We start from the raw sequence: 18,661 nt of genomic DNA on the forward strand, positions 1-18,661 counted from the left end.
CGGGGTGCCGGGGCACCCCGTGCGCCGCGAATCACCGGCCGTTGAACGCGTCCTTCAGCCGTGAGAACAGCCCCTGCTGGCCCGGCTGGAACTGTCCCTGCGGCCGCTCCTCGCCCCTCAGCTTGGCCAGCTCGCGCAGCAGTCGCTCCTGCTCCGGGTCGAGCTTGCCCGGGGTCTGCACCTCGACGTGGACGATCAGATCGCCCCGGCCGCCGCCGCGCAGATGCGTGACGCCGCGGTCGTGCAGCGGGATCGACTGGCCGGACTGGGTACCGGGCCGGATGTCGACCTCCTCCATGCCGTCCAGCGTCTCCAGCGGGACCTTGGTGCCGAGGGCCGCCGCGGTCATCGGGATGGTGACCGTGCAGTGCAGGTCGTCGCCGCGCCGCTGGAACATCGAGTGCGGCAGCTCGTGGATCTCGACGTACAGGTCACCGGCCGGACCGCCGCCGGGACCGACCTCGCCCTCGCCGGCCAGCTGGATGCGGGTGCCGTTGTCGACACCGGCCGGGATCTTCACGGTGAGCGTGCGCCGCGAGCGGACGCGGCCGTCGCCGGCGCACTCCGGGCACGGGGTCGGGACCACCGTGCCGAAGCCCTGGCACTGGGGACAGGGCCGCGAGGTCATGACCTGGCCCAGGAAGGACCGGGTGACCTGCGAGACCTCACCGCGGCCGCGGCACATGTCGCACGTCTGGGCCGAGGTGCCCGGCGCCGCGCCCTCGCCGGCGCAGGTGTTGCAGACGACCGCGGTGTCGACCTGGATGTCCTTGGTCGTCCCGAAGGCCGCCTCGTCCAGCTCGATCTCGATCCGGATCATCGCGTCCTGGCCGCGCCGGGTGCGCGAGCGCGGCCCGCGCTGCGACGCCGTACCGAAGAACGCGTCCATGATGTCCGAGAAGTTGCCGAAGCCGCCGGCACCGAAGCCGCCCGCGCCCGCGCCGCCCGACTGGGAGAGCGGGTCGCCGCCGAGGTCGTAGACCTGCTTCTTCTGCGGGTCCGAGAGCACCTCGTAAGCGGCGTTGATCTCCTTGAACCGCTCCTGGGTCTTCGGATCGGGGTTGACGTCCGGGTGCAGCTCGCGTGCGAGCCGACGGAACGCCTTCTTGATCTCATCCTGCGACGCGTCGCGGCGCACGCCGAGAACGGCGTAGTAGTCCGTGGCCACTTACGACTCCGCCAGGATCTGTCCGACGTACCGTGCCACTGCGCGTACCGCTCCCATCGTTCCCGGGTAGTCCATGCGGGTCGGTCCGACCACGCCGAGCTTGGCAACCGCCTCGCCGCCCGAACCGTAACCGACCGACACGACGGACGTGGAGTTGAGTCCTTCATGGGCGTTCTCGTGGCCGATTCGCACGGTCACGCCCGGATCCTTCGCCTCGCCCAGGAGCTTGAGGAGCACGACCTGCTCCTCGAGGGCCTCCAGGACGGGCCGGATCGTGAGGGGAAAGTCATGCCCGAAGCGGGTGAGATTGGCGGTGCCGCCGATCATCAGTCGCTCCTCGTTCTCCTCGACCAGTGTCTCCAGCAGGGTGGAGAGCACGGTGGAGACCGTACCCCGGTCCTCGGCGTCGAAGGCTTCCGGGAGGTCCTCGACCAGCTTCGGCACGTCCGCGAACCGGCGGCCGGCGACCCGGCTGTTCAGCCGCGCCCGCAGATCCGCCAGCGAGGACTCGCCGAACGGCGCCGGGCAGTCGACCATCCGCTGCTCGACCCGGCCGGTGTCCGTGATCAGCACGAGCATCAGGCGCGCCGGAGCCAGCGAGAGCAGCTCCACGTGCCGGACGGTGGACCGGGTCAGCGACGGGTACTGCACGACGGCGACCTGCCGGGTCAGCTGCGCGAGCAGCCGCACCGTGCGCGCCACGACGTCGTCGAGATCGACGGCACCCTCCAGGAAGTTCTGGATCGCCCGCCGCTCGGGCGCGGTCATCGGCTTGACGCCCGCGAGCTTGTCCACGAACAGCCGGTAGCCCTTGTCGGTGGGGATGCGCCCGGCACTGGTGTGCGGCTGCGCGATGTACCCCTCGTCCTCCAGGGCGGCCATGTCGTTGCGGACCGTCGCCGGGGAGACGCCGAGACTGTGCCGCTCGGTGAGCGCCTTGGAACCCACCGGCTCCTCCGTGCCCACATAGTCCTGGACGATGGCGCGCAGGACCTGAAGCCTGCGTTCACTCAGCATCCGCGCGCACCTCCAGCACGTCGTCCCCTCATCGCCTCGGGTCGTCCTCCTGGCACTCTTCCCACGTGAGTGCCAGCATTCCCCGGCCCAGTGTACGGCTGTCGGGTACACACTGGGCAAGGTCGTCCCCCGCGGTCTCGCGTCCGCACCGGGTGCTACCGCTAGCGTCGCGGTATGACGGTGACTTGGGAAGAGCTGGGGTGGGAGCGGCTGGCCGCCGGGGCCGGGCGGTGCCGGCTGCCCGGCTGGGACTGCACGGTGGGGCTGGTCCTCGGCGAGGGTACGGCGCTCATGGTCGACGCCGGCTCGAGCGTCGCCGAGGGGGCCCGGCTGCGGGCGCAGGCCCAGCGGCTCACCGGCGGCCGTGTGACCCATCTCGCGCTGACCCACCCCCACTTCGACCACGTCTTCGGGGCGGCCGCGTTCGCCGGGGTGCAGGGGTACGGGGCGGTGGGCGTCGACGCGGTCTTCGCGTACGGCCGCGAGGAGCTGCGCGCGGACGCGATCGGGAACGGCCTGCCGGCGGCCGACGCGGAGGAGGCGGTGGACGCGCTCACCCCGCCCCGCCACCTGGTCTCCGGCGAGTGGACCCTCGACCTCGGCGGCGGCCGCCAGGCCCTGCTGGCCAACGTGGGCCCCGGGCACACGGCGCACGACCTGGCGGTCCTGGTCCCCGGCTCGGCGTCCGGCGGGCGGGAGGTCGTCTTCTGCGGCGACCTGGTCGAGGAGTCCGGCGAGCCCCAGGCGGGCCCGGACGCGGTGCCGTCCCGCTGGCCGGACGCGCTCGACCGCCTCCTGTCCCTGGGTGGCGAGGACGCGCTCTACGTCCCGGGCCACGGAGCGGTGGTCGACGCGGCCTTCGTGCGCCGCCAACGCGACGAACTGGCGGCCCGCTTCGACGTGACCTGAACCACACCGGGCCGCCCGAGCCGCGTGAGCCGCGCCGCTCCGGGTGGTGAATACCGGCGTGTCGTGGGACCCGCACCCCGGGTTCTCCTATCGTCATCCGAATGCGCCAGTACTCCGCCGACCTGACCCCGCCGTGGAAGAAGCCGAAACCCGTGCCCGAGGTGCCGGCCGAACCGGGCCTGGTGGTGGAGGAGCCCGGCAGCGGGTTCTGCGGGGCGGTGATCCGCTGCGAGGCGGGCACGGTGACCCTGGAGGACCGTTTCGGCAAGCACCGGGTGTTCCCGATGGAGCCGCGCGGCTTCCTGCTGGAGGGCAGGGTGGTCACCCTGGTGAGACCCGCGGGTGGCCCGGTACGGCCCACCCGCACGGCCTCCGGCTCGGTCGCCGTCCCCGGCGCACGCGCGCGGGTGGCCCGGGCCGGCCGCATCTACGTGGAGGGCCGGCACGACGCCGAGCTGGTCGAGAAGGTGTGGGGCGACGACCTGCGCGTCGAGGGCGTGGTCGTGGAGTACCTGGAGGGCGTGGACGACCTGCCGGCGATCGTCTCCGAGTTCGGGCCTGGGCCGGACGCCCGGCTGGGCGTCCTCGTGGACCATCTGGTGCCGGGCTCCAAGGAGTGGCGCATCGCGGAAGCCGTGACGAGCGAACACGCCCTCGTCGTCGGCCACCCGTACATCGACATCTGGGAGGCGGTGAAGCCGTCGTCCCTGGGGATCCCCGGCTGGCCCCGGGTGCCCCGCGGCCAGGACTGGAAGACGGGGGTGTGCCGGGCGCTGGGCTGGCCGCAGCACACGGGGGCCGCCTGGCAGGCGATTCTGGCGCGCGTGGGGTCGTACCGGGATCTGGAGCCGGAGTTGCTGGGACGGGTGGAGGAGCTGATCGACTTCGTCACGTCCGGCGACGAGGGCTGACCCACGGGGCGAGGACACGCGGCGAGGCCAGACCGCCACGGACGGGGCGTGCGGCGACCTCCGAGCGCCACGGACGGGGCACTCTACGACGTCCGACCGCAACGGCCGGGGCGCGCGGCGACATCCGACCGCCACGGACGGGGCGTGCGGCGACCTCCGAGCGCCACGGACGAGGCACTCTACGACGTCCGACCGCAACGGCCGGGGCGCGCGGCGACATCCGACCGCCACGGACGGGGCGTGCGGCGAGGCCCGGTCAGTCGACCAGGTCTCGCACCACCGCGTCCGCCAGCAGCCGGCCGCGCAGGGTCAGCACGGCACGGCCGCGCGCGTACGGTTCCTCCTGGAGCAGGCCGTCCGCCAGCGCCCGCCGGGACGCCGCGCGTCCGGCCGCCTTCAGCAGCGACAGCGGAACACCCTCCCGCAGCCGAAGCTCCAGCAGGACGCGCTCCACCCGCCGGTCCTCCTCCGGCAGCAGCTCACGGCCGGCCCCGGGCGACCGCCCAGACGCCAGCGCCGCCGCGTACGCACCGGGGTGCTTCACGTTCCACCAGCGCACCCCGCCGACGTGCGAGTGCGCGCCGGGGCCCGCGCCCCACCAGTCGGCACCCCGCCAGTACAGCTCGTTGTGCAGGCAGCGGCCCGCCTCGGAGGTGGCCCAGTTGGAGACCTCGTACCAGTCGAAGCCCGCCGCCGACAGGGTCTCCTCGGCGATCAGGTAGCGGTCGGCGTGAACGTCGTCGTCCGTCATCGGGACCTCACCGCGGCGGATGCGGCGGGCGAGCTGGGTGCCCTCCTCGACGATCAGCGCATAGGCGCTGACGTGGTCGGGGCCGGCACCGATCGCCGCGTCCAGGGAGGCCCGCCAGTCGTCGTCGCTCTCCCCTGGTGTGCCGTAGATCAGGTCGAGGTTGACGTGCCGGAAGCCGGCCGACCGCGCCTCCGCCACGCACGCCTCGGGGCGGCCCGGGGTGTGCGTGCGGTCCAGCACCCTCAGCACGTGCCGCCGCGCGCTCTGCATGCCGAAGGAGATCCGGTTGAAGCCGCCCTCGCGCAGGGTGGCGAGGTAGGCCGGGTCGACCGACTCCGGGTTCGCCTCCGTGGTGATCTCCGCGTCCGGTGCGAGACCGAACTCGTCGCGGATCGCGCCCAGCATCCGTACGAGGTCCTCCGCGGCCAGCAGCGTGGGCGTGCCGCCGCCGACGAAGACCGTGCGGACCTCGCGCGGGTCGTCGCCGAGCACCTTGCGGGCCAGGCGGATCTCGTCGGTCAGGGTGTCCGCGTAGTTGTCCCGGGACGCGAGCACCCCGCCGGTGCCGCGCAGCTCAGTCGCGGTGTACGTGTTGAAGTCGCAGTAGCCGCAGCGGGTGGCGCAGTACGGGACGTGCAGATAGAACCCGAGGGGGCGGTCGGCTGCCCCGGCGAGCGCGGCGGCGGGCAGCGCGCCGTCGGCGGGGACGGGCTCGCCGTCGGGAAGTGCGGAAGGCATGTCCCCCATTGTCCCGTACGACCACCGCCCGGTACGACGGCGGTCGCTCCGGCCCGAAGCACCACGTCCGTCACTCCCGCCCCGGCACACCCACGGCCGTCGCATGGCCCAGGCCCACTACGTGCGTCACTTTCGCCCCGTAACCCCCACGACCGTCACATGGCCCAGGGCCACCATGTGCGTATCACTCGCCCCGGAACGCCCACAGCCGTCACCCGGCCCAGAGCCACCACGTCCGTCACTCGCCCCGGAACACCACCCATCACCCACTCCCGGAACCACCACGCCCCGTCACTCCGCCTGGAGGACCAGCAGGGCCAGGTCGTCCTCCGGGAGGCCGCCGCCGAAGTCGTGCACCAGGCGGCGGATCCTTTCCGCGATCAGCTCGGCGCTCAGGCCCGCGCAGCCGGACAGGGCCCGCGCGAGCCCGTCGCCGTCGTCGAACTGGCGGGAGCCCGAGCGGCGCTCGGTCACCCCGTCGGTGACGCACAGCAGGCTGTCACCGGGCCGCAGTTCGAGGGTCTCGCTGGTGTACGTCTCGTCCTCGACCACACCGAGCAGGGTCTGGGGGCGGGCGGCGGTGCGCACCTCGCCGTTCGGCCGCAGGACCAGGGGCAGCGGGTGCCCGGCGGAGGCGAGGGTGCAGCGGACACCCGCGGCGTGGGGCGTCAGCTCGCCGTAGAGCAGGGACAGGAAGCGGGTCTGCGGGCCGTCTCCGGGCGGCACGGGCCGGCCGCCCGCGGCGACCAGCGCGCGGGCGGCCGCGTCGGCGGCCTCGGTGGCGTCGTCGAGGAGGAGCTGGTTCAGGCGGTCGAGCACGTCGGCGACGCGGTAGCCCTCGCGGGCGAGGAGCCGCAGCCAGGGCCGGGCGAGACCGATGACGACGGCCGCCTCGGGGCCCTTGCCCTGGACGTCGCCGACGGCGAAGCACCAGCGGCCGTCGCCGGCCGGGAAGAGGTCGTAGAAGTCGCCGCTGGGGCCGCCCTTGTCACAGGGCTCGTAGACGAGCGCGCTGCGCATGCCCGGGATCTCGGCGACCGCGCCGGGCAGCAGGCCGCGCTGCAGGACGGCGCTGATGGCGGCCTGGCGGGCGTACTGGCGGGCCGCGCCGACGGCGAGGGCGACCCGTCTGCTGAGATCCTCGACGAGCCCGGTGACCTCGTCGGGGAACCCGGTCAGCCCGCAGCGGCCGATGACCAGCGTGCCGAGCGGCCGGCCGCCCGCGATCAGCCGGTAGGCCAGCGCCGTGCCGTCGGCACCCTGCGGGCCGAGCGCGTCGCCGGGCCAGGCGTACGGCTCGGGGCTCGAGCGCAGCCCCTCCTGCGGGCACGGCGGCTCCTTCTCCAGGGCGCAGCGCAGTTCCTCGATCCGGGACTCGCTGGTGTGCCAGACCCGGGCCGGTCCGCCACCCGTGCCGCCGCGTACGGTCGCCTCGTCCTCCAGCCACACCGCGCACCAGTCGGCGAGCCGGGGCACGATCAGCTGGCCGGTGAGGGCGGCGACGAGGTTCTCGTCGAGCTGTCCGGCCAGCAGGTCGGAGGCCTCGGCGAGGAAGGACAGCGCGCTCCGGCCGAGCCAGTCCCGGTCGGCGTCGGCGCGGTGCGGCTGCGGGGCCAGGTCCTCGGCGACCTCCAGGGCGGGGCCCGGGGCGGGCCCGGCCGCGGTGTCGCTGCCGCCCGGGGGCAGCCGCGCCCACACCGTCTTGGCGCCGGTGCGGTAGGTGACGCCCCAGGACTCCGCGAGGGTGGCGACCAGCCGCAGCCCGCGTCCGTACTCGGCAACGTCGTACGGCGTCTCGCCGCCGTCCGGATCGCGCGGGGGGCGGGAGGGGTGCCGGTCGCCCACCTCCACGACGAACGCGCCGGTCTGCTCCAGACGCCAGTCCAGCTCGACGTCGGTACCGGCGTGCACGACGGCGTTGGTGACCAGTTCACTGACGACGGCCATGGCGTCGTCGGCGAGCCGGGCGGACACCCCGCGCGCCTCGGCCAGCGCGGCCCGCACCAGCGCGCGGGCCGAGCCCGGCGCGAGGGGACTTCCGGCCAGCGTGGCCCGCCCCCGCACCTCACGGTCCGGGGCCTCGCTCTCCCGCTGCGCCGGTATGGCCGCCATGTCCATGCGGCAAGGGTGACAGACAGCAGGCACGGACAAGCGCGCAGTCACCGAAGTGGCCAGTCGTGACCGAGAACCGTGCTGCGGGAGTGCTCCCAGACGGACACTATCGAGCGCGGTCGGGCGGAAACCGACCAAAGGGGTGCAGGTGACCACGCGATTCACTACGGACGACCCGCGGCCACCGCCGATCCCCCGCCACCCTCGGAGACCCTGCCGCCACCCCTTCCGCGAGGGTGCCGGCGTTCCTTCGCCCGGGTGCCGACCCCTCGCGAGCACGCCGGCACCTCGTCGAGCAGGTGCCGGCGCCAGTGCGACACCGTGCCGGCACCCCTCCCAGAGCGTGGCCCCCTCCCAAGAGCCGGGAGCGTGCCGGCGCCCCTCCGAACGTGCTAGGCCTCCCGCGACCCCGCGTACATCTCGTCGATGAGGCCCTTGTACTCCCGCTCCACGACGGGCCGCTTCAGCTTCAGGCTCGGCGTGATCTCGCCGTGCTCGACGTCGAGGTCCCGCGGCAGCAGGCGGAACTTCTTGATCGTCTGCCAGCGCTGGAGACCGGCGTTGAGCCGCTGGACGTAACCGTCGACCAGCTCGACCGTCTGCGGCGCCGCGACGATCTCGGCGTACGGCTTGCCCGCCAGGCCGTTCTCCTTCGCCCAGTCCTGGATCGCGAGTTCGTCCAGGGCGATCAGGGCGGTGCAGTAGTTCCGGTCGGCGCCGTGCACGAGGATGTTGGAGACGTACGGGCACACCGCCTTGAACTGCCCCTCGACCTCGGCAGGGGCGACGTACTTGCCGCCGGAGGTCTTGATCAGGTCCTTCTTCCGGTCGGTGATGCGCAGATAGCCGTCGGGCGACAGCTCGCCGATGTCGCCGGTGTGGAACCAGCCGTCGGACTCCAGCACCTCGGCGGTCTTCTCGGGCAGCCTGTGGTAGCCGTCCATGATGCCGGGACCGCGCAGCAGGATCTCGCCGTCCTCGGCGATCCGCACCTCGGTGCCGGGCAGCGGCTTGCCGACCGTGCCGGTGCGGTAGGCCTCGCCGGGGTTGACGAAGGAGGCCGCGGAGGACTCGGTGAGGCCGTAGCCCTCCAGGATGTGGATGCCGGCGCCGGCGAAGAAGTAGCCGATCTCCGGAGCCAACGCGGAGGCGCCGGAGACACAGGCGCGCAGCCGGCCGCCGAAGGCCTCGCGGAGCTTGCCGTAGACCAGGGTGTCGGCGACCTTGTGCCGGGCGGCCAGGCCGAAGGGCGCCGAGGCGGTGCCGGTGCGGCGGAAGTTGTCCTGCGTGACCTTGGCGTACTCGCGGGACACCTCGGCGGCCCACTGGAAGATCTTGTACTTGGCCGCACCACCCTCGCGGGCCTTGGCCGCGACGCCGTTGTAGACCTTCTCGAAGATCCGCGGGACGGCCGCCATGTACGTCGGCTGCACCACCGGAAGGTTCTCGATGATCTTGTCCACGCGGCCGTCGACGGCGGTGACGTGCCCGACCTCGATCTGGCCGGAGGTGAGGACCTTGCCGAAGACGTGGGCGAGCGGCAGCCACAGGTACTGCACGTCGTCGGCGCCGAGCAGCCCGGTGGACGCGATCGCCTTCGCCATGTACGACCAGTTGTCGTGCGGCAGGCGCACGCCCTTGGGGCGGCCGGTGGTGCCGGAGGTGTAGATGAGGGTGGCGAGCTGGTCCTTGGCGATCGCGCCGACCCGCTCCTTGATCAGCTGGGGGTGCTGCTCCAGGTAGGCGGCGCCGCGCCGCTCCAGTTCCGCGAGGGTGATCACCCAGTCGCCGGTCTCCGCGCCCGCCGGGTCGATGACGACGATCTTGGCCAGGTCGGGCAGCTCGGCGCGCTTCTCGATCGCCTTGGCGACCTGGGCCGCGTCCTCGGCGATCAGCACCCGGCTCTCGGAGTCGGCGAGGATGAACGCCGACTCGTCGGCGTTGGTCTGCGGGTAGATGGTCGTGGTCGCGCCGCCGCCGCACATGATGCCGAGGTCGGCGAGGATCCACTCGACGCGGGTCGAGGAGGCGAGCGCCACCCGCTGCTCCGGCTGTACACCCAGCTCGATGAGGCCGGCCGCGATGGCGTACACCCGGTCCGCGGCCTGGGCCCAGCTGAGCGACTTCCAGTCGTCCGGGCCGTCACCGGAGGCGGACGGGACGGGATAGCGGTAGGCCTCGGCGTCCGGTGTCGCCGCCACGCGCTCCAGGAAGAGGGCCGCCACGGACGGCGGACGGTTCTCGATCAGGGTCTGTGCGTCGGTCACGACATCCTCCGGGGCCCGCTGCGGTGCGGCTGACTCGGTGCGGCTGGGTTAACTCACGGTGTGCTTCAGGATCTGTTGTTTAACTCGCGAGTAACTATCGAGCAGGGTTCAGAGTAAGCCGCGACCGGCCGCTGCGTAAGGGGCTTCGGCCTGTCACTTTCCACTCAGAGCGACGTTACGCACGCGTAGGGGCCCGTCGCACTTTCGCACGACGAGCCCCCTTGTGCCCGGTTACGGCGGTAACCCGGCCGTCACCGTTTGTTACCGGTGGTTACTTCTTGCCCTTGCCCGACCCCGCGCTGTCATCGCTGGACAGGACGGCGATGAAGGCCTCCTGCGGAACCTCCACGGAACCCACCATCTTCATCCGCTTCTTGCCTTCCTTCTGCTTCTCCAGCAGCTTGCGCTTACGCGAGATGTCACCGCCGTAGCACTTGGCGAGGACGTCCTTGCGGATGGCGCGGATGGTCTCGCGGGCGATGACCCGCGAGCCCACGGCCGCCTGGATGGGCACCTCGAAGGCCTGCCGCGGGATCAGCTCGCGCAGCTTGGCCACCAGCCGCACGCCGTACGCGTACGCCGCGTCCTTGTGGGTGATCGCCGAGAAGGCGTCCACCTTGTCGCCGTGCAGCAGGATGTCGACCTTGACGAGGCTGGAGGTCTGCTCACCGGTGGGCTCGTAGTCGAGTGAGGCGTAGCCGCGCGTTTTGGACTTCAGCTGGTCGAAGAAGTCGAAGACGATCTCCGCGAGGGGGAGCGTGTAGCGGATCTCGACCCGGTCCTCGGAGAGGTAGTCCATGCCGAGCAGGGTGCCGCGCCGGGTCTGGCACAGCTCCATGATCGAGCCGATGAACTCGCTCGGCGCCAGGATGGTGGCGCGCACGACCGGCTCGTACACCTCGTCGATCTTCCCCTCGGGGAACTCGCTCGGGTTGGTGACCGTGTGCTCGGTGCCGTCCTCCATGAGCACGCGGTACACCACGTTCGGGGCGGTGGCGATCAGGTCGAGCCCGAACTCGCGCTCCAGCCGCTCCCGGATCACGTCCAGGTGCAGCAGGCCCAGGAAGCCGACCCGGAAGCCGAAGCCGAGGGCGGCGGAGGTCTCCGGCTCGTAGACCAGCGCGGCGTCGTTGAGCTGCAGCTTGTCCAGGGCGTCGCGCAGCTCGGGGTAGTCGGAGCCGTCCAGCGGATACAGACCCGAGAAGACCATCGGCTTGGGGTCCTTGTACCCGCCGAGCGCCTCCGTGGCCCCCTTGTGCAGGCTGGTGATGGTGTCACCGACCTTGGACTGGCGGACGTCCTTCACGCCGGTGATGAGATAGCCCACCTCGCCCACGCCCAGTCCGTCGGCGGGCAGCATCTCCGGCGAGTTGGTGCCGATCTCCAGCAGTTCGTGGGTGGCGTTCGTCGACATCATGCGGATGCGCTCACGCTTGTTGAGCTGGCCGTCGATGACACGGACGTAGGTCACCACGCCCCGGTACGAGTCGTAGACCGAGTCGAAGATCATCGCTCGGGCGGGCGCGTCGGCGACACCGACCGGCGCGGGCACGTCCCGGACGACCCTGTTCAGCAGCGCGTCGACGCCGACACCCGTCTTGGCGGAGACCCGCAGCACGTCGTCGGGGTCACAGCCGACCAGGTTCGCCAGCTCCTCGGCGAACTTCTCCGGCTGCGCGGCCGGCAGGTCGATCTTGTTCAGCACCGGGATGATCGCGAGGTCGTTCTCCATCGCCAGGTACAGGTTGGCGAGGGTCTGCGCCTCGATGCCCTGGGCGGCGTCGACGAGGAGGATGGTCCCCTCACAGGCGGCCAGCGACCGCGAGACCTCGTAGGTGAAGTCGACGTGCCCCGGGGTGTCGATCATGTTGAGGATGTGGGTCGCGCCCTGGTCGGGGCCCTCGGTCGGGGCCCAGGGCAGACGCACCGCCTGGGACTTGATCGTGATGCCGCGCTCGCGCTCGATGTCCATCCGGTCGAGGTACTGAGCACGCATCTGCCGCTGCTCGACCACGCCGGTCAGCTGGAGCATCCGGTCGGCGAGCGTGGACTTGCCGTGGTCGATGTGCGCGATGATGCAGAAGTTGCGGATCAGAGCCGGGGCGGTACGGCTCGGCTCGGGCACATTGTTAGGGGTCGCGGGCACGCAGGGTCCTGTCTCTTGAGGCGCCTTATGCCTCGGGTCGGATCGATACGTAGTCTCCATCGTCCCACGGGGACGGACCGGGGACCGTTTTGGGCCGCTCGCAGGGCCACTGGTACTGTAGATGGCTGTGCCTCATGCCCTCTCAGCGCGAGGCACGTCCGAGAAATTTTGGATCACCGGCACGGGACCCGAGCGGTTCCGCGCCTGAACCTGAAAAGGCTCCTTCGTGGCGAACATCAAGTCCCAGATCAAGCGGATCAAGACCAACGAGAAGGCCCGGCTGCGCAACAAGGCCGTCAAGTCCTCCCTGAAGACCGCGATCCGCAAGGCCCGTGAGGCCGCTGCCGCGGGTGACGTGGAGAAGGCGACCGAGCTGCAGCGCGCTGCCGCGCGTGCGCTCGACAAGGCCGTCTCCAAGGGTGTCATCCACAAGAACCAGGCCGCCAACAAGAAGTCGGCGCTTGCTTCCAAGGTCATCGCTCTCAAGGGCTGAAACCCTTTTTGATCTGATCGCCGGAAGGACCCAGGGCGGGCCCTCTCTCATCCGCTCCCGACCGGCACCCCAGGAACCGCGCGCGGCCTGCGTTCGCCACGCGGGCGCGGATCCGACAGCTTGAACAGCTTGAACCGAGGCCCTGCCGCTCCCCTTCCCCAAGGGGGACGGCAGGGCCTTCGGCATGCGGCGCCTTTCGACCTAGGGCGCCTTTCGACCTAGGGCGCCTTCGACATGCGGCGCCTTCGACATGCGGCGCCTTCGGCATACGTCCAGCGCCGTCGGGTAACCGGATCAGCCGCGGCCCCTGGACCGCGCGGCCCGGGCGATCGTCACGACCGCCTTCTCCAGCGCGTACCCGGGGTCGTCACCGCCGCCCTTCACGCCCGCGTCGGCCTCGGCGACCGCGCGCATCGCCACCGCGACGCCGTCGGGAGTCCAGCCCCGCATCTGCTGCCGGACCCGGTCGATCTTCCACGGCGGCATACCCAGCTCGCGAGCCAGGTCGGCCGGGCGTCCGCCACGCGCGGAGGAGAGCTTCCCGATCGCCCGCACCCCTTGCGCCAGCGCGCTGGTGATCAGTACCGGCGCCACGCCCGTCGACAGCGACCATCTGAGCGCCTCCAGCGCCTCCGCCGTCCGCCCCTCCACGGCCCGGTCGGCGACCGTGAAGCTGGAGGCCTCGGCGCGGCCCGTGTAGTACCGCCCGACGACGGCCTCGTCGATCGTCCCCTCCACGTCGGCGACCAGCTGGGAAACCGCCGAGGCCAGCTCCCGCAGGTCACTGCCGATCGCGTCGCAGAGCACCTGGCACGCCTCGGGCGTCGCCGACCGCCCGGACGAACGGAACTCCCCCCGAACGAAGGCCAGCCGGTCCGCCGGCTTGGTCATCTTCGGGCAGGCCACCTCCCGCGCCCCCGCCTTGCGCGCGGCGTCCAGCAGTCCCTTGCCCTTGGCGCCGCCGGCATGCAGCAGCACGAGCGTGATCTCCTCCGCGGGCGATCCGAGGTACGCCTTCACGTCCTTGACCGTGTCGGCGGACAGGTCCTGCGCGTTGCGTACGACCACGACTTTCCGCTCGGCGAAGAGCGACGGACTGGTCAGCTCGGCGAGCGTGCCGGGCTGCACCTGGTCCGAGGTGAGGTCGCGTACGTCCGTGTCGGCGTCGGCGGCCTTGGCGGCGGCCACCACCTCCTGCACGGCACGGTCGAGCAGGAGGTCCTCCTGGCCCACGGCGAGCGTCACCGGGGCGAGAGGGTCGTCATTCGCAGTTTTCCTGGCCATCGCCTTCAGCATCCCACGCACCACCGACAACGAACGGGCCGCGGGCCCCGACCGGCCCCGGACCGCACCCGGAGCCCGTATCAGGGTCAGCGCATCCGGGGTTCTTCTCAGGATCAGGGCACCCGGAGTCCATCCCGGACCAGTGCAGCGGAAGTCCGTCCCGGATCAGGGCAGCGAAGTCCGTCCCGGATCCCACCGAGCCCGTCCCGGATCAGGGCAGCGAAGTCCGTCCCGGATCAGGACCACCGAGCCCGTCCACGGATCCCACCGAGCCCGTCCCAGATCAGGGCTCCTCGCGCCAGCCGTCCCACTCGCCCGCGAACTCGTCCAGCCCCGCCGGATCCAGCCGCTGCTCCTCGTCCCGCAGGACCACCAGCCACTGGGCGTCCTCGGCGTCGTCCTCACCGGCCAGCGCGTCCCGGACGAGCCGGGGCTCCTCGTCGATGCCGAACCGCTCCCCGAGCGCCGCGGCCGCCTCCTCGGCGGCATCGCGATCGGGCAGCACCAGCACGTGTCTCACATCGCTCACGGGGCCATTCTCCGGCACCGGGGGCAGGCCGAGCGGAGAGGGCGGGCGCCTGCGGCCGGGGGGCGGGGGCGGGAGGCGGGGGGGGCCTGGACTGAGCCGCGTCGGCGTCCGGAGCTGAGCCGGCATCCAGGGGTGAGCCGACTCGGCGTCCAGGGCTGAGCCGGCTCGGCGTCCAGGGCTGAGCCGGCTCGGCGCCGGGGCCGGGCCGAGCCGAGCGGAGCCGACGTCCGAAGCCGAGCCAGCCGAGCGGAGCCGAGCCGAGCCGACGTCCGGAGCCGAGCGGCGCCGACTCAAGAAGTACCGTTCTGATCCCGCACAGCCGGTACCCGGTCCAACTCGATGCCGAACCGCTCCCGGTACACCGCCAGCACCTCCTCGTCCGTCTCCAACTCCCGTTTCTCGCGCTCTCCGTCGGCTGCCGTCGTCGTCAGCGTGCGCCCACCGAGCGTGATCCTCCCTCCGTCTCCGGTGATCCGTGAGCAGACCAGCGAGCGGGTGAAGTGCGACAGCGGTGAGGTGCTGTGCCACCAGGCACCGGCCACGAAGTCACCGAGCACCCGGGGCCGCGTCTCCAGCCGGTACTGCGGCTTGCCGTTCCGTAGGACGTCCAGGTCTCCGGCATCCACCGCGCCCCGGCCGCCCCGCGAACCCGCCCCGTCATCTCCGCCTCGCGCCCCCGCCGCGTCGGGCCCCGCCTCCACCAGGCGGAACCTCCCGCCCGGATCGTCCTGCTCCCCGCGCTCCGCGAAGGCGAGCGGGTAGTGGCTGTGGGCCCCGAACCCCACGTCGGCGAGCCAGGTCTCCCCGTCCGCCGTACGCACCCCGAGCGCGAGGTGGTCGTAGGGGATCCCGGTCCGCCCCTCCTCGTCGTACACCCGTCCCGCGAACAGCTCCACCTCATAGCCGAGGGCGGTGAGCAACGCTGCGAAGGCCCCGTTGAGTTCGTAGCAGAAGCCGCCGCGCCGGCTTCCCGTCACCTTGTCCAGCAGCCGCTTCTCCTCCAGCACGATCTCCTCCCCGAGGTGGATCGAGAGGTTCTCGAAGGGCACGGTCCGCAGGTGGCGCAGGTGCAGTTCTCGCAGGGCCTCGCTGGTGGGCCGCTGCGGGCGCGCCGCCCCGAGACGCAGGAGATAGGCATCGGCCTGTGCAGAGTTCATGCCCCCAGTCTCGGCGAACGACCACCCCGGAACCCCGCCGGCCTCACAGACGACCGCTCCCGAACCCCGCCGCTCTCACAGACGGCCCCTCCCGAAAGCCCCGCCGAGCCCGAAAACGACCGCTCTCGAGCCCCGCCGGCCTCACAGACGACCGCTCCCGAGCCCCGCCGCTCTCACAGACGGCCCCTCCCGAAAGCCCCGCCGAGCCCGAAAACGACCGCTCCCGAACCCCGCCGCTCTCACAGACGACCGCTCCCGAGCCCCGCCGCTCTCACAGACGGCCCCTCTCGAGGCGCCGCCAGCTGGCGGCCGGCCACTCCGGAGACCCGCCAGGTACCCGAAGCAGGGCCGTGGCTCACTCCTCCTCACTCTCTGGCCACCCGCACCTCCCCTCCCGCCCCTCCGGTCCCCCCGACGGCGAGCGCTCCGTCCCGGTCGGTGCGCAGCACCGTCGCGCCTCCGGCACGCAGCGCGGCGACGGTCGACGGTGCCGGGTGCCCGTAGGGGTTGCCGGCGCCGGCGGAGATCAGGGCCACTCTGGGTGCCACGAGCCGTATCAGCTCCGGGTCCTGGTAGGCCGAGCCGTGATGGGCCACTTTCAGGACGTCCACGCCGGCCAGCCCGGCAGCCGCCGGGGTTCTCGACAGCGCCTGCTGAGCGGGGGGTTCGAGGTCACCGAGCAGCAGCAACCGCAGTCCTCCCGCGCGGACGAGCAGCGCGACGCTCGCGTCGTTCGGTCCGTCCGATTCCGGCAGGGTGCCGCCCGGCGGCGCCTGTGCACCCGCTGACGCTCTTCCGTTCGGCGGGGGCCACAGGACGCGCCAGGACAGCGGGCCGGAGCGCCGTTCCTCCCCCGCGGCGGCCCGCGTGACCGGGATGTGCCGTTCGGCCGCCTGCCTTCTGACGGACTCGGCCTGCTCCGCCGGTTCCTCGAAACCCGTCGTCTCGATCTCGGCCACCGAGCGGCCCCGCAGCACCCCGGGCAGGCCCGCCACATGGTCGGCATGGAAGTGGGTGAGGACGAGCAGAGGGATGCGCGTGATGCCCAACTGCCGCAGACAGTGGTCGACCGGCGCCGGGTCCGGCCCGGCGTCCACGACCACCGCGGTCCCCTCCCCCGCCGCGAGCACGGTCGCGTCGCCCTGCCCGACATCGCACATCGCGAACCGCCACCCCGGTGGCGGCCACCCCGTGAGCACCCGGGTCAGGGGCGCCGGCCGTACGACCGCCAGCAGGAGCACCACCCCGAGCAGACCGCACCACCACGGGTGCCGCAGCAGCCTCCTCCCGACCGCAACGACGGCCACCGTGACCACCGCGAGCGACAGCGCTCCCGCCCAGCTCCCCGGCCAGTCCACCCCCGCGCCGGGCAGCGCCGCCCCGGTCCGGGCCACCTGGGCGATCCACCCGGCCGGCCAACTCGCGCACCACGCCAGCACCTTGGCGACCGGCATCACCAGCGGTGCCGTGGTGAGCGCCGCGAACCCCAGTACCGTGGCCGGCGCCACCGCCACCTCGGCCAGCAGATTGCAGGGCACCGCCACGAGGCTCACCCGGGCCGACAGCACCGCCACCACCGGTGCGCACACGGCCTGCGCGGCGGCGGCCGCCCCGAGTGCCTCGGCGAGCCGCGGTGGCACCCGGCGCCGCCGCAACGCCTCGCTCCAGCCCGGCGCCAGGACCAGCAGCGCGCCGGTGGCCAGCACGGAGAGCAGGAAGCCGTAACTGCGGGCCAGCCAGGGGTCGTACAGCACCAGCAGGAGTACGGCCGTGGCCAGCGCCGGGACGAGGGATCTGCGCCGCCCGGTGGCCAGGGCGAGCAGGGCGACCGCCCCGCAGGCGGCGGCCCGCAGCACACTGGGGTCGGGCCGGCACACGATGACGAATCCCAGCGTCAGCGCTCCCGCCGACACGGCGGTCGCCCGCAGGGAGAGCCCCAGGCGCCGGGCGAGGCCCCGCCGTTCGGCCCGCTGGGCCAGGCCGGGTGGTCCGAGGAGCAGGGCGAGCAGGACGGTGAGGTTGCTGCCGGAGACGGCGAGCGTGTGCGCCAGGTCCGTCTCCTTGAAAGCCTCGTCCAGCTCGGGGGTGATCCGTGAGGTGTCCCCGACGACCAGCCCGGGAAGCAGTGCCCGCGCATCCGCCCGCAGACCGTCGGTCGCTTCGCGCAGCCCCGCCCTGAGCCGCCCCGCGAGCCGCTGCGGCCCGTCCGGCCCCGCCACGATCCGCGGACCCGGCCGGCCGCGCACCCGCAGCACGGCCGCGGTCCGGTCACCGCCCGCCACGGCAGGCGCCAGCCGGCCGCCCACCCGCAGCCGTGTGGACGGCAACAGCCCCAGCCAGGCGGCACGCCCACCCCCCGCCCCGCGAACGGCCGACGCCGGCGCTCCTCGTCCATCCCCACCCCCCGGCACAGCCGGGACCGGCACACCCCGCGCCTCCGCGCTTCCCGCGACCAGCCCGCTCGGCGCGCCCCCGGCAGCCGGGGCCGGTGGCTGCTTCGGGTCCCCGTCGCGCACGGCACTGTCCCGCGGAGCCGGCACGTCCGCGTCGACCACCAGCAGGACCGGAGTCCGTGTCCGCACGTTCCTTCCGCCGGCTGTCTCGACCCTCCGCACCTCCGCGCGGACGAGCACGGCCACAGGCGCCGCGTGATCACCGCGCACCCTCGGACGGCTCAGCCAGGGGTCGCCGCTCAGTTCGACCTCGGCGGTCACGGTCGTGAACCGCCGGGCCAGCTCGGGCACCGGTCCGCGCCGCACGTCCGAGCCGTGCATCCCGGCGGAGGCTGCGGACGCGGCGATGCAGAGCAGCACGGCGGCGACCGACGGGCGCGCCCAGGTGAACCGGCCGCGTGCGGAGTCGGACTCGGGCTCCGGCCCCGGCTCCGGCCCGGGTTCGGGCTCCGGCTCCGGCCCGGGCTCCGGCTGGGAGTCCGGCTCGACGGTGGGCTCGGTGGTCGGCGCACTCCTCCCGGCGATCAGCCCGCGCCGTCCGGTCCGCCGCACCGACAGCAGGAGGATCCCGCCGATCAGGCAGCAGGCCGCGATCCCCACGGTGCAGCCGCACGGTGCGTCCAGCGTGAGCGCCGCCGTGGCCCAGACAGCCAGGGCGGCCGGCACCAGGCGCAGGTCCAGGGGAGCCGCCCGATCGCGCGCTCTTCCGCGCTCGTCCGGCTCGGG

Annotated in this window: 13 protein-coding genes; 3 read left to right on the plus strand and 10 right to left on the minus strand. The window is 72.8% G+C overall.

Annotated elements, in window-relative coordinates:
- Nucleotides 1–31: 31 nt before the first annotated feature.
- On the minus strand, nt 32–1,168 hold the full coding sequence (gene dnaJ / locus ACGFT2_RS19520; protein ID WP_393279585.1) for a molecular chaperone DnaJ: 1,137 nt from the start codon (nt 1,166–1,168) through the stop codon (nt 32–34).
- Nucleotides 1,169–2,185, minus strand: a complete 1,017-nt coding sequence (hrcA, locus tag ACGFT2_RS19525) for a heat-inducible transcriptional repressor HrcA (RefSeq protein WP_393279587.1) — start codon at nt 2,183–2,185, stop codon at nt 1,169–1,171.
- A 174-nt stretch (nt 2,186–2,359) separates the two neighbouring features.
- Between hrcA and ACGFT2_RS19530 the strand changes: the two genes are divergently transcribed.
- Entirely contained in the window at nt 2,360–3,094 is a 735-nt protein-coding gene (locus tag ACGFT2_RS19530) for an MBL fold metallo-hydrolase (protein WP_393279589.1), read from the plus strand.
- A 101-nt stretch (nt 3,095–3,195) separates the two neighbouring features.
- Complete coding sequence (locus tag ACGFT2_RS19535) at nt 3,196–4,005, plus strand: DUF3097 domain-containing protein (protein ID WP_393279592.1); 810 nt, start codon at nt 3,196–3,198, stop codon at nt 4,003–4,005.
- A 256-nt stretch (nt 4,006–4,261) separates the two neighbouring features.
- Here ACGFT2_RS19535 and hemW read toward each other — a convergent pair whose 3' ends face one another.
- The 4 genes from hemW to lepA all read right to left on the minus strand — a co-directional run bounded on the left by hemW (nt 4,262) and on the right by lepA (nt 12,019).
- Nucleotides 4,262–5,494: a radical SAM family heme chaperone HemW gene (gene hemW / locus ACGFT2_RS19540; RefSeq protein WP_393279594.1), complete on the minus strand. Its 1,233-nt coding sequence runs from the start codon at nt 5,492–5,494 to the stop codon at nt 4,262–4,264.
- Nucleotides 5,495–5,785: 291 nt separating this feature from the next.
- Nucleotides 5,786–7,606, minus strand: coding sequence for a SpoIIE family protein phosphatase (locus ACGFT2_RS19545; RefSeq protein ID WP_393280039.1), 1,821 nt, complete (start codon nt 7,604–7,606; stop codon nt 5,786–5,788).
- A 392-nt stretch (nt 7,607–7,998) separates the two neighbouring features.
- The gene (locus tag ACGFT2_RS19550; RefSeq protein ID WP_393279596.1) at nt 7,999–9,873 is read right to left on the minus strand and encodes an AMP-dependent synthetase/ligase; all 1,875 of its coding nucleotides are present in this window, start codon (nt 9,871–9,873) and stop codon (nt 7,999–8,001) included.
- 271 nt (nt 9,874–10,144) lie between these two features.
- Nucleotides 10,145–12,019 carry a translation elongation factor 4 gene (gene lepA / locus ACGFT2_RS19555; protein ID WP_393279598.1) on the minus strand — a complete coding sequence of 625 codons (1,875 nt, stop codon included), beginning with the start codon at nt 12,017–12,019 and terminating at the stop codon, nt 10,145–10,147.
- A 226-nt stretch (nt 12,020–12,245) separates the two neighbouring features.
- Between lepA and rpsT the strand changes: the two genes are divergently transcribed.
- Entirely contained in the window at nt 12,246–12,512 is a 267-nt protein-coding gene (rpsT, locus tag ACGFT2_RS19560) for a 30S ribosomal protein S20 (protein ID WP_393279601.1), read from the plus strand.
- 294 nt (nt 12,513–12,806) lie between these two features.
- On the opposite strand, the gene holA is transcribed toward rpsT, so the two are convergent.
- From holA to ACGFT2_RS19580, 4 genes are all read right to left on the minus strand, one after another.
- Complete coding sequence (gene holA / locus ACGFT2_RS19565; RefSeq protein WP_393279604.1) at nt 12,807–13,796, minus strand: DNA polymerase III subunit delta; 990 nt, start codon at nt 13,794–13,796, stop codon at nt 12,807–12,809.
- Between the two features lie 283 nt (nt 13,797–14,079).
- Nucleotides 14,080–14,325, minus strand: a complete 246-nt coding sequence (locus tag ACGFT2_RS19570) for a hypothetical protein (protein WP_393279606.1) — start codon at nt 14,323–14,325, stop codon at nt 14,080–14,082.
- A 290-nt stretch (nt 14,326–14,615) separates the two neighbouring features.
- Entirely contained in the window at nt 14,616–15,482 is an 867-nt protein-coding gene (locus tag ACGFT2_RS19575; protein ID WP_393279609.1) for an arylamine N-acetyltransferase, read from the minus strand.
- 365 nt (nt 15,483–15,847) lie between these two features.
- On the minus strand, nt 15,848–18,256 hold the full coding sequence (locus ACGFT2_RS19580) for a ComEC/Rec2 family competence protein (protein ID WP_393280042.1): 2,409 nt from the start codon (nt 18,254–18,256) through the stop codon (nt 15,848–15,850).
- Between the last annotated feature and the right edge of the window lie 405 nt (nt 18,257–18,661).

The sequence above is a fragment of the Streptomyces sp. NPDC048514 genome (assembly GCF_043199955.1).
Lineage (GTDB): Bacteria > Actinomycetota > Actinomycetes > Streptomycetales > Streptomycetaceae > Streptomyces.

Bases quoted from the DNA above. Each gene is read 5' to 3' on its own strand.
- ACGFT2_RS19545 (WP_393280039.1), bottom strand. From the start codon at position 7,606: ATGGCGGCCATACCGGCGCAGCGGGAGAGCGAGGCCCCGGACCGTGAG.
- hrcA (WP_393279587.1), bottom strand. From the start codon at position 2,185: ATGCTGAGTGAACGCAGGCTTCAGGTCCTGCGCGCCATCGTCCAGGAC.
- holA (WP_393279604.1), bottom strand. From the start codon at position 13,796: ATGGCCAGGAAAACTGCGAATGACGACCCTCTCGCCCCGGTGACGCTC.
- ACGFT2_RS19575 (WP_393279609.1), bottom strand. From the start codon at position 15,482: ATGAACTCTGCACAGGCCGATGCCTATCTCCTGCGTCTCGGGGCGGCG.
- ACGFT2_RS19580 (WP_393280042.1), bottom strand. From the start codon at position 18,256: ATGCACGGCTCGGACGTGCGGCGCGGACCGGTGCCCGAGCTGGCCCGG.
- ACGFT2_RS19530 (WP_393279589.1), top strand. From the start codon at position 2,360: ATGACGGTGACTTGGGAAGAGCTGGGGTGGGAGCGGCTGGCCGCCGGG.
- hemW (WP_393279594.1), bottom strand. From the start codon at position 5,494: ATGCCTTCCGCACTTCCCGACGGCGAGCCCGTCCCCGCCGACGGCGCG.
- ACGFT2_RS19535 (WP_393279592.1), top strand. From the start codon at position 3,196: ATGCGCCAGTACTCCGCCGACCTGACCCCGCCGTGGAAGAAGCCGAAA.